At 25.0% G+C, this 12,010-nt stretch carries 11 protein-coding genes and 1 other RNA gene; 5 read left to right on the top strand and 7 right to left on the bottom strand.

Features of this window, described 5'->3' with window-relative positions:
- Positions 1-83 precede the first annotated feature (83 nt).
- A complete protein-coding gene (locus RJT54_RS00655; RefSeq protein ID WP_343128309.1) occupies positions 84-671 on the bottom strand; it encodes a peroxiredoxin in 588 nt (195 codons plus the stop codon).
- 168 nt (positions 672-839) lie between these two features.
- On the opposite strand from RJT54_RS00655, the gene ung reads away from it, so the two are divergent.
- The gene (gene ung, locus RJT54_RS00660; protein WP_428994177.1) at positions 840-1,445 is read left to right on the top strand and encodes a uracil-DNA glycosylase; all 606 of its coding nucleotides are present in this window, start codon (positions 840-842) and stop codon (positions 1,443-1,445) included.
- Positions 1,446-1,481: 36 nt separating this feature from the next.
- Here ung and grpE read toward each other — a convergent pair whose 3' ends face one another.
- Positions 1,482-1,805: a nucleotide exchange factor GrpE gene (gene grpE, locus RJT54_RS00665; protein WP_343128310.1), complete on the bottom strand. Its 324-nt coding sequence runs from the start codon at positions 1,803-1,805 to the stop codon at positions 1,482-1,484.
- 109 nt (positions 1,806-1,914) lie between these two features.
- Between grpE and nadK the strand changes: the two genes are divergently transcribed.
- Positions 1,915-2,790, top strand: coding sequence for an NAD(+) kinase (gene nadK, locus RJT54_RS00670; RefSeq protein ID WP_343128311.1), 876 nt, complete (start codon positions 1,915-1,917; stop codon positions 2,788-2,790).
- Positions 2,791-2,885: 95 nt separating this feature from the next.
- Here the strand turns inward: nadK and ssrA are convergent.
- Positions 2,886-3,250, bottom strand: a transfer-messenger RNA (tmRNA) gene (gene ssrA / locus RJT54_RS00675).
- 152 nt (positions 3,251-3,402) lie between these two features.
- On the opposite strand from ssrA, the gene grxD reads away from it, so the two are divergent.
- Complete coding sequence (gene grxD / locus RJT54_RS00680) at positions 3,403-3,723, top strand: Grx4 family monothiol glutaredoxin (protein WP_343128312.1); 321 nt, start codon at positions 3,403-3,405, stop codon at positions 3,721-3,723.
- Between the two features lie 56 nt (positions 3,724-3,779).
- Here the strand turns inward: grxD and rnt are convergent, their stop codons facing one another.
- Positions 3,780-4,409 (bottom strand): ribonuclease T, encoded by a 630-nt coding sequence (gene rnt / locus RJT54_RS00685; RefSeq protein ID WP_343128313.1) that lies wholly within the window; start codon positions 4,407-4,409, stop codon positions 3,780-3,782.
- Positions 4,410-5,027: 618 nt separating this feature from the next.
- Here rnt and ychF point away from each other — a divergent pair.
- Complete coding sequence (gene ychF / locus RJT54_RS00690; protein WP_343128314.1) at positions 5,028-6,104, top strand: redox-regulated ATPase YchF; 1,077 nt, start codon at positions 5,028-5,030, stop codon at positions 6,102-6,104.
- 46 nt (positions 6,105-6,150) lie between these two features.
- Here ychF and thrC read toward each other — a convergent pair whose 3' ends face one another.
- Genes thrC through thrA form a run of 3 tightly spaced genes read right to left on the bottom strand, consistent with a single transcriptional unit; the run spans position 6,151 to position 10,844 of the window.
- On the bottom strand, positions 6,151-7,440 hold the full coding sequence (gene thrC / locus RJT54_RS00695; protein WP_343128315.1) for a threonine synthase: 1,290 nt from the start codon (positions 7,438-7,440) through the stop codon (positions 6,151-6,153).
- Positions 7,441-7,446: 6 nt separating this feature from the next.
- On the bottom strand, positions 7,447-8,379 hold the full coding sequence (gene thrB, locus RJT54_RS00700; protein WP_343128316.1) for a homoserine kinase: 933 nt from the start codon (positions 8,377-8,379) through the stop codon (positions 7,447-7,449).
- Positions 8,380-8,396: 17 nt separating this feature from the next.
- A complete protein-coding gene (gene thrA, locus RJT54_RS00705) occupies positions 8,397-10,844 on the bottom strand; it encodes a bifunctional aspartate kinase/homoserine dehydrogenase I (RefSeq protein WP_343128317.1) in 2,448 nt (815 codons plus the stop codon).
- A gap of 335 nt (positions 10,845-11,179) precedes the next feature.
- Between thrA and truA the strand changes: the two genes are divergently transcribed.
- Complete coding sequence (gene truA, locus RJT54_RS00710) at positions 11,180-11,977, top strand: tRNA pseudouridine(38-40) synthase TruA (protein WP_343128368.1); 798 nt, start codon at positions 11,180-11,182, stop codon at positions 11,975-11,977.
- Positions 11,978-12,010: the final 33 nt, after the last annotated feature.

Consider the following 12,010-nt stretch of genomic DNA (forward strand, 5'->3'; position numbering starts at 1 on the left):
AATAACATAATTATATTTATTTTTTTATATATTATATGTTTTAAAAAACCAGCAGTAATATTTATGCTGGTTCTATGTATTTACTATTTTTGGTAATATTTTATAAGCCCTGATTTTGATGGATGCATAGTTTTTTCGCCTTTTATCCAATTTGCTGGACAAACTTCACCATATTGTTCATGATATGTAACGGCATCTATTATTCTTAGCATATCTTTTATATTACGTCCTAATGGCAAGTCATTTACTGTCTGATGTTTGATAATCCCATATTTATCAATTAAAAAAGATGCTCTTAATGCAATTCCTAATTCAGGATGTGCAACTCCATATGCATCTTGGATTTCGCCTTTTATATCTGAAACTAATGTATATTTTAATCTACCAATACCGCCTTGTTTAATATCTATGTTTTGCCATGCTTGATGTACAAATACTGAGTCTCTTGAGACGCCGATAATTTTGGTATTTCTTTTTTTAAACTCAATATATAATTCATTAAATGCAACAATTTCTGTTGGACAAACAAATGTAAAATCCATAGGCCAAAAAAATAAAACTACTAATTTATTTTTTGTGGATTTTTTAAAATTAAAATCGTTTACTATTGTTCCATCTTTTATAAGAGCTTGAGTAACAAAATTTGGTGCATGTTGAGAAACTAAAGTCATATTATTACCTTATATATTCTAAATATAGTATTTAATGTTATTTTGCATTTTATTATAGTATTTATTAATATACATATATTATGTATACTATGATTATTTATTTCATATGGTTATTAATGCAATGAAAAATTTTAGTTGGCATGATATTTTTTATAAAGAAAAAAAAAAATATTAACAATTTTACAACAAGTATCTCGGGAACGAGTTAGTAAAATTATTTATCCTCCGAAAGAGGATGTGTTTTCTGCTTTTCATTTAACACCGTTTCAATCAATTAAAGTAGTAATTATTGGACAAGATCCTTACTATAATATTAATCAAGCTCACGGATTAGCATTTTCAGTAAAATTTGGATTTAATATTCCTCCATCTTTAAAAAATATTTATCGTGAAATTACTAATAATTTTAATTTTCCAAACGATTATTATTCTCATGGATGTTTATTAAGGTGGGCACGGCAAGGTGTATTCCTATTAAATTCTATTTTAACAGTTGAATCCGGAAAACCGAGGTCGCATGTTAAGTTAGGTTGGGAACAATTCACAAATCAAGTTATTGTTTATATTAGTACTTTTTTAAGTAATGTAATTTTTTTATTGTGGGGTCGCGATGCTCAACAGAAAAAAGATTTTATTAATTGTCATAAACATATTGTTTTATGTGCGTCACATCCATCTCCGCTTGCCGTATATCGTAGTTTTTTTGGTTGTCGTCATTTTATTAAAACAAATTCTATTTTATTTGAGCAAAAAAAAAATGTTATTTTTTGGTAAAATCTTTAATATGAGATCCTCTTCTGAATATAAATTTTATTGAATTTTTTTTAGAGTATTAGATAAAGATTTATGGATTAGTTTTATACCGGAGATAATAGCATTTTGGTTGATCGACGATATTTTAGTTATTTTAAATATTTTGGATAGTGTTTTTATTATCTGAGTCAGTGTATTTTTAAAAGTATTTAAATTATCTTGTTGAATTTGTTGGATTTTTTGTACATATTTTTTATTAATATTTTCAATATTTGCTTGTGCTCGTAATGTAATTTCTTTTTTTTCTTTAATAAGATTATCTAATTTTTGTTGTAATTGATATATATCTGTAATGTTATTTTCGTCTGTATTGTTATTCATATATTCTAGTTTTTTAATATTATATTTATTATTATATTATAACAATTTTTTTATTTTATTTAATAATATATTGTTAATGTTATTATTTTATTTAAGGAATATATCAGTAATGAAAATACAATTTCGGTGGATTGCTATTTTAGGACATCCTCGCGATTTTAAGTGTTTTTTAACTCATAAAATTTTACATGATTGGTTAATACAACGGGGTTATCATGTTGTTATTGAAGAAAGTATTTCAAAATTTTTAAATGTAAATAATCCGAATATTGCTACATTTATACAGATTGGCGAAAAATGTGATTTAGGTATAGTAATCGGTGGTGATGGTAATATGTTATGTATTTTAAGACAATTATCATATTATCCTATCAAAATTATTGGTGTAAATTGTGGTAATTTAGGTTTTTTAACTGACTTAAATCCTAATAATATGCTACTTATGTTATCAAAGATTTTGTCAGGAATATATCATATAGAAAAGCGATTTTTATTGGAGGTCGATGTATTAAATAATAAGATAAAAAAAAATAGTGTTGCTGTTAATGAGATTATTTTGCATTCTAAAAACATGTCTTGTATGATTGAATTTGAATTATATATTGATAAAAAATTTGCATTTTATCAGCGATCTGATGGTATTATTATTGCTACTCCTACCGGATCTACAGGATATGCGCTATCTGCAGGAGGACCAATTTTATCATTATCATCAAAAGTTATTACTATTGTTCCAATGTTGCCACATACATTATCTGCACGACCTATTGTAATTAATGATAATAATATTATTATGTTAAAAGTATTTAATTTATCCAAAAAATTACAAATTACTTGCGATGGTCAAGTGAAATTATCAGTTATTCAAGAAAAAACAATATTTATCTATAAAAGTAAATATTTTATTCATTTGATTCATCCTGTGAATTATCATTATTTAAATGCACTACGTAAAAAACTGAATTGGTCAAAAAATTTTTTTTAAATGTTATCATTTGGATTATATAAATAAATTTTTTACAATGCTATCTAATATGGATAATTCGTGATATATATATTCGATGTATATATTATATACATTTGGAGCTGGCGGGATTTGAACCCGCGTCCAAAATATTTATAGCTATAGCACTACATGCTTATTCTTTTGATTTTTTAGTATTAACACATAAAAGACAATGTTAGTAAATACCTATCTCTATTTATTTTATCATATAAGATACGAGCACATCTTATAATGTTTTTCTTTTGAATTACCTTTTTGAAACATATTATTCTTTTAAAAGAATAAATAAGAATAACAAAAGGGCTTTATAAGTTTATTAAGCTGCTAAAGCGTATTGTTCGGTTTCTGCATTTATTTATTTTCGGTTTTTAACGAGGCAACCGATCCTCGGCATGCGCTAATAGTATTTAAAAATTTTGTCGAATCCAAAATCAGCCCCGATTATATATGCATATAATATATAATATACTATATTACAATACTTGTAAAATATTTTTTTAATATTATGTGTAATTTTTTAGTTTATTATATTCATATATGACAATATTATTTTTATTTTATCGTACGTATTTATAAAATATAGGAGTGAATATGCATATTGTAAAAAACATTAAAAAACAAATTCAAGAGAATCCTATTTTACTGTATATGAAAGGTACACCAGATAAACCAAGTTGTGGCTACTCTGCTCGTGCTGTGGAAGCTTTATCATTGTGTGATGTAAAATTTGCATATGTTAATATTTTAGAAAATGAAGAAATTCGTACTGCATTACCAAAGTATGCTAATTGGCCAACTTTCCCTCAATTATGGGTACAAGGGGAATTAATTGGTGGCTGTGATATCATAGTAAAATTATTCGAGAGTGGAGATTTAAAAAAAATATTACAACAATGTATAAAAGTTAAATAATATATCAATAAAATTAGATTAATGTATTTATCATTAATCTAATTAAGCAATGATATTTACCGTCTTGGAGGCCAACCACCTAATTTTTTCCATTTATTAATTAGTGTACAAAATAAATTTGCAGTTTGTATAGTATCATATAGAGCTGAATGTGCTTGATTATTATCAAACGATAAACCAACTGATTGACATGATTTGGCTAATACTGTTTGCCCAATTGCCATGCCACTGAGTGTGGCTGTATCAAATGTAACAAATGGATGAAAAGGGTTGTTTTTTATTTTACATCTTTTCACTGCTTCCATTAAAAAAGTATGATCAAAATTAGCATTATGTGCAACAATAATACTTTTATGACATTGGTGTGATTTCATTTCTTGATACACAATATCAAATATACATAACAAAGCTTCTTTTTCATGCACAGCTTGTCTTAATGGATTAAATGGATCAATTTTATTAAATAAAAATGATGATGTTTCAATTAAAGAACCTAAAAATGGTTTAATATGAAAATGTATGGTTTTTGATTTTTTTAACCAACCATATTTATCCATGTGTAATGTAATTACAGCTATTTCTAGTAAAGCATGAATTTTGTAATTAAAACCAGTGGTTTCGATATCTATTACGACAGGGTAAAAATTTCTAAATCTATTTTTTAAAGTGTTACATTTAAGTGTCATATATTTTGATTATACATGTTTTTCTTGTAGTATTAGATTTCAATATACATATTTAAAACTGTATTATATTACTTAATTAATAATATTAATTGATCCTCATATTACAAAAATAAATATGATATGTAAATGTATAATGTATCTGTACAGAGATTGCGTGATCAGCAATAATATTAGTATTTTCTATATAAAAAGATTTTTATTGTAATGATATTTTTTAAAATAAATTTTATAGATATATGGAATAATTTTAAACAATAATATTTATATTATTATAACAGATGTATGTATTCATATTGCAGATATTTTAATATGTATATTTTTGTTATATTATATAATATGTATAAAATTATAAAATATTAACTCATACTAGTAATTAGATTTACCGTTTGATCACATATAATAAAAATTTTTCAAGATATGTTTTAGTATAAATTTTCTATATATTTATTAAACATTATATCAGTTTTTATAATATTTCATTTTAAATATCAAAAATACAATTTATTACAGATCATATATATTATTATTAATCAATTGTATTTTTTAATAAATATAGATCGTATTTTATTAAAATATAATTTTATTTTATAGTATGAATAATTAATTTTGGAGCATAGTATGGGTTTTAAGTGTGGTATTATTGGTTTGCCGAATGTAGGCAAATCAACATTATTTAATATTTTAACAAATTCTAAAATTCCAGCAAAAAATTTTCCTTTTTGTACAATTACACCTAATATTGGTTTAGCTCCAGTTTTTGATGATCGTTTAAATGAAATTGCAAATATTGTAAATCCGAATCGTATTGTTACTACATTTATGGAATTTGTAGATATCGCAGGATTGGTCAAAGGTGCATCTCAAGGGTGTGGATTAGGTAATCAGTTTTTAAATAATATACATCGTGTGGATTTATTAATTCATGTAGTACGGTGTTTTAATGATAATAATATCGTGCATATGCATGATACAATTAATCCGATACATGATGTTGAAATTATTAATATGGAACTAATTTTATCAGATTTACAATTATGTCAAGTAGAAATATTAAAATTAAAAAAAAAAAATATTATTGATCATGGTAGATTAAAAATATTAGAGAAATGTTTATTTTGCTTGAATAATAATAATTTTTTAAATAAGTCATTATTTAGTGATGAAGAAATTAGTATAGTGCGTGATTTAAATTTTATTACATTAAAGCCAATGATATATATTGCTAATGTTTCTGATAATATAAGTCAAAATGTTTCTTTATCTAAATTATTAAATTTTATTTCTTTAAATAATAGCATTTGTATTACAGTACAAATTTTTAAGGAATCAAAAAATACATATTTACAATTAAGAAATTTTGATAATAATTTACATCTGCATGAAAATAAACAGTCTAAAATCAATCATATTATTCAAACAGGATATAAGCAATTAGGGTTACAGACTTTTTTTACCGTTGGAAAAAAAGAAGTACGCGCATGGACAATAAATATTGGAGCAAATAGTATCCAAGCTGCTAGAAAAATACATACAGATTTTGAAAAAGGTTTTATTCGTGCAAAAGTCATTAGTTATATGGATTTTATTCAATTAAAAAATAATAATAAAATGCGTGAATCTGGTAAAATAAGATTAGAAGGTAAAAATTATATTATAAAAGATGGAGATATTATACAGTTTTTGTTTAAAATATAATCTTGCTTAGAGAAGAAATGAAACATTCTTCTCTAAACGTATATTCTTATTCTGATGTTAAGAAATGTTTTAATTTCTTAAAATTTGGTTTCATATAATGCGATAATATTGGTAATTCTGATGGTGCTTTTAATGTTTCTGGTAAAGGGATGTTAATGTTTAATATGTTATCAATAACATTTTTAAATTTTGACGGATGTGCTGTGCCCAAAAATAATCCAAATTCGTCTTCTTTTAGTTGGTTTTGTAATAATTGATACGCAACTGCTGCATGTGGTTCAGATGTATATCCTATATTTTGTAATTTTAATAAAGTTTGTTCAGTAATTGCATCGGATACACTACCAAATCCTAATGTTGTTAATTTCCATTTTTTTCTTGAAAAAAGTTCTTCAACACGTGGCCAATTATTTGGTCGACTAATATCCATTGCATTAGAAATTGTAGAAATACAATCATACGGCTTCCATTTTCCTGTTTTTAAAAATCTTGGTACTGTATCATTAGCATTAGTAGCCGCAATAAAAGATTGAATAGGTAAACCCATGGATTTAGCTAATAAACCAGCTGTTAAATTTCCAAAATTTCCACAAGGTACAGCAATAACTAATTTTTTTCTCTGTTCTTTTGAAATTAAAGCATATGCTTCAAAAAAATAACAGATTTGTGCTAATAATCTACTAATATTAATTGAATTAGCAGAATTAAGACCAGTGTCGTGTCGTAATTGATGATCATTAAACGCTTGTTTTACTAGTGCTTGGCATTCATCAAAACTACCATCTATTGCAATAGTGGTAATATTTTTTCCTAATGTGCAAAATAAGGCTTCTTGCAGTGTACTAATTTTACCCTTAGGATATAAAATAACGACACGGACATTTTTATATTCATAAAATGCACGTGCTACAGCTGCTCCAGTATCTCCAGAAGTTGCAGTTAGTATAGTAATAATATTATTTTCTATATTTAGATGTGAGATTATTTGAGCCATGAATCGTGCTCCAAAATCTTTAAAGGCTAATGTCGGTCCATGAAATAACTCACAACATGATATATTTTTTGTAACTGGAACAATATTCGGACCTGGAAAAGAAAATGCTTGACGTACATATTTTTCTAAATCAGAAATTGATATTTCTGAACCAATTAACATAGATAATATTTTTACACTACGAGATAAAAAATCCATCTCTATGATTTGTTTTAATTGTTTTTTTGGTATAATCGGCAGGTCAACTGGAAAAAATAATCCTTGATTTTTTCCTAATCCCATTTTTACCGCTTGTAGAAAGTTGACTTGTTCACAGTAGTTTTTTAAATTATATAATTTCATAAAACTTTAATCTCCTATATTTCTCGTGCCTTGTGTGTCTAATTTACAAATATGTACAAAACCAGTTTTATTTTTTAAATAATGATGTTTTAACCATTTTGATATTTTTTGAGCGGATATATTATCATTACAAATTGCAAAAATTGTTGGTCCCGAGCCAGAGATACCAAAATTAATTGCACCAAGTGTTAATATTTTTTTTTTTATTTCTAAAAAATTTGGAATTAGTTGTATACGATATGGTTCTGCAATAATATCTCTCATTAATTGGATTGCTAAATTTTCTTGTTGAGTATGCGATGCATGTATAAAACCAGATAATAGTCGACTGTGTTCAATACAAGTTTTTTGATTATATTGTGAGGGTAAAATTGATCGAGCAGACGATGTTGATATTTTAATACCTGGCCAGGCAACAATCCATATCCAGTTTTTAAATACTGGAATTGATTGACTAATGTAATTATTCTCATTGATTATTAATTGTAAACCACCATAATAACATGGTGCAACATTATCATAGTGTGGTTCTCCAGATATTTCACCTTCTATTTTACCCATTAAAGATAGTAATTTACGTTCATCTAATGGTTGTTTACAAAATTGATTCATTGCAACTAAAGTAGCAGAAATTGAGCAAGCACTGGATCCAAGTCCAGATCCAATTGGCATATTTTTTTCTAAAGTAATTGATACAGGTATTTTTTTTCCTATAATGTTACAGAAATGATTCCAACACTTCCAAACTATATTTTGTTCTATATTTTGTGGTAATTGGCATGCAAATTTTCCTGTATTATGAAAATGTAAGGTATTATTTGCTTTAATTGTCACACAATCACCTAATAATTCTCTATTTTCAGGTGAAATAGCTACTCCTAATACATCGAAACCGACATTGATATTACCAATAGAAGCAGGCGCGTAAATTTTTATCATATTGATATTCCTAACTATTATGATAATATTTGTAATAAATCAGAAAAAATTCCAGCAGCTGTTACATTATTTCCTGCACCATAACCTCTTAATATTAAAGGCATTGGTTGATAATATTTGCTGTATATTATTAGTGCATTTTCACCATCTTTTATATTATATAGTGGATCCATTTTATCTACTTCGGTTAGTTTGACTTGACATGATCCGTTTTGTTTAATTGTTCCTATTAATCTTAAGACTTTCTTATTTTCTTGAGATTTTTTAATTTTATCAAAAAAATACGAATCTAATTCTGGTAATTTTTTTATAAAATCGGCTTCATTTGTTAATTGAAGTAATGTATTTGGTAATATTGGTATAATGTTAATGTCTTTTAGTTCCAGCTGATATCCTGCTTCTCGTGCTATAATTAGTAATTTTCTAGCAACATCCATGCCTGATAAATCGTCTTTTGGGTTTGGTTCTGTAAATCCGAGTTTTTTAGCCATTATAGTAGCTTCTGAAATTGATAATCCTTCTTCTAATTTTCCAAAAATAAATGATAATGATCCTGATAGTATTCCTTTAAATTGAATTAATTCATCTCCAGAATAAAATAAATTTTTTAATGTCTGAATAATTGGTAAACCGGCACTCACGTTAGTTTCATATAAAAATTTTTTATTAGATTTTATTGAAATATTTCTGATATTTTCATATTCTTGCCAACTATTCGTGTTAGCTTTTTTGTTTGGAGTCACAATATGAATTTTATTTTTTAAAATATTACAATAGTTTTTAGTAATATCTTGACTAGCTGTACAATCCACAATAACAGGATTACTGCAGTGAATGTTTGTAGCATATTCAATTAATTTTTGTATACAAAATTTTTGATTATATTGTTGTAATTCTTGTTTCCAATATTTTAAATTAATACCATGGAAATTTATTACCATGTGTTTCGAATTAGTAATACCACATATTTTAAATTGTATATTTTTACTAAGTAATTTTTTTTGTTGGTTTTTTATTTGTGTAATTAAAGCTGTTCCTATTCCTCCAACACCTATTATAAATATTTCAATAGTATTTATACTATGGATAGTATTATTATGGATAATATTTATATTTTCAATAATGTTGTTATTGTCTGTAAGAACTACGATGGCATTTTTAGAAAAATGATTATTAACAGATATAATATTTAAATCAGTTTTTTTTAAGGAATCAAAAATTTTTCTTTTAGTGTGTATATTATTGTGTATATTAGTACTAATAATTGCTAACATTTTTAATTTTTGATTAATATTAATAATATTTAATATGCAATCATCTAATTCTTGTTTTAATGCTTGTTGTAAGATAGTTTTTATTTTTTGTATGTTTTTTTCTATAATATAAAAAAAAACTTTATTTTCTAAAAGTGAATTTGTTGTTGATAAGATACGAACCTTACGATTTAAAAAAATTGAAAATATTTTTCTTGTAATTGGGTTAAGATAATTTGATTCATTTACTTGAATGATAATTATTATAACATTGTTAATATATGTAATACCTTGAATATCTTGTGTATTAGTTTCTACATTTTTTTTAATTATTGTACCACTATGTTCTGGAAAGTATGTATTTTTAATAATACATTTTATATTATATTGTGATAATGGGAGAATAGTTTTTGGATGTAATACCTTTGCCCCAAAATGTGATAATTCTATTGCGTTTTGATAAGAGATTGTATGTAGTAATTTTGCTTGTGGTACAATTCTTGGATCTGCGGTATAGATTCCATCTACATCAGTCCATATTTCACATGCATTGGCATTTAAACATACAGATAATATAGCAGCGGAGTAGTCAGATCCATTTCGACCTAAAGTTACTAATTCTTGTTTTTTATTACCAGCAATAAATCCTGGCATAAAAATTATATGTTTTTTTGGTATATCTAAATTTTGGATTTTAATTTTTGATTCTGATATTTTTACATGCGCATTAAGATAGTTATTATTTGCAATAATATATTTAACTGGATTTAGTATGAATACAGGGTATTTTTGTGAATGAAATATTTTTTGCATAATTTTTATAGAAAAAATTTCGCCTTGTGATATAATTTTTGCAAAAAATTTTTCTATGTTGTTTTGAGTGAAATTAATATTTTTTATGTTATGTTTTATTTTTTTGATTTTCTGATTGATATATTCAATCATTTCTATATCAGGGAACTCTTGGTGGTATTTTTTTATTCCGATAATTAGATTGTATAAAATTGTTTCTATCTTTTGAAATAGCATGTTGGAGTCATATTTTAATATTATATTTTTATTAATTTTTTCTAGATAATTAGTTATCTTTGCAGGTGCAGATAATACAACAGCAATTTCTTCATATTGAAATTTTTTTTTGATGATTTTTGATACATCTAAGAATCTTTGTGAATTTGATAAAGATGTTCCGCCAAATTTAAGTACTCGCATGGAATGTATTTACCTTCATGTCATTGATCATGGATTATTTATTATATATAATATTGCTATTATAATAATAATAATTTTAGTACAACATTTTTACATTAAGATATTCATGTGTATTATGAAAATAATAAAATGCTCTTATAATATTCAGATTTACTTATTGTAATAAATATATGATTTATAAATTCATTATATACATTAATAGGAAATTATTATAATAGAATATGTTAATTATTTATATAGTATAGTAAATAATGTTAAATATTTATTTTTTGTATAAAGGTTATTATTGTTATTAGTGTTAGATTTAATATTTTAATTTTAAAAATTATAAGGTAATTATGAATAAAAATCTACAAATAATAAAATTTGCAGCGGGATTAGAATATGATGGCAGTAATTATCATGGATGGCAAATACAAAAAGCAGGTATTTTAAGTGTACAATTTGAAGTAGAAAAAGCAATTTCTATGATCGCAAATCATAAAATAGAGGTTTTTTGTTCGGGTAGAACGGATGCATATGTTCATAGTATTGGTCAAGTTATACATTTTGAAACACATGCTATTCGTAAAAATATATCTTGGATTTTAGGTATTAATAGTTATTTACCTAAAAATATTTCTATACAATGGATTAAACAAGTTTCTGATGTATTTCATGCCAGGTATAGTGCAATTTCTCGTGCTTATCGATATATTATTTATAATAATGTGATTAGGTCAGCTATATTAAAGAATCGTGTTCATTTTGAACATATTTTATTAAATGTACAAGCTATGCATCAAGCTAGTCAATTACTTATTGGAGAATATGATTTTAGTTCATTTCGATCAAAAAAATGCCAATCTCGTACGCCATTTAGAAAAATTATTTCGATGGATGTGTATAAATGGAATAAATTTATTTTTGTTGATATTGAAGCAAATTCATTTCTACAATATATGGCTAGGAATATTATTGGATGTTTGCTAGAAATTGGTAAAATGAAACAGAATATTTCCTGGATAATGTCTGTTTTAAAGAAAAAAAATCGTTTTTTTTGTGCTCCTACTGCTAATCCTAGTGGGTTATATTTACTTAATGTGAAGTATCCAAATTTTTTTAAGTTACCAATTACATATAATCAAGAATAATATTATATATTAGAATAATATTAATATATATTT

The sequence above is a fragment of the Buchnera aphidicola (Takecallis taiwana) genome (assembly GCF_039355125.1).
GTDB classification, from domain to species: Bacteria; Pseudomonadota; Gammaproteobacteria; order Enterobacterales; family Enterobacteriaceae; genus Buchnera_L; species Buchnera_L aphidicola_AG.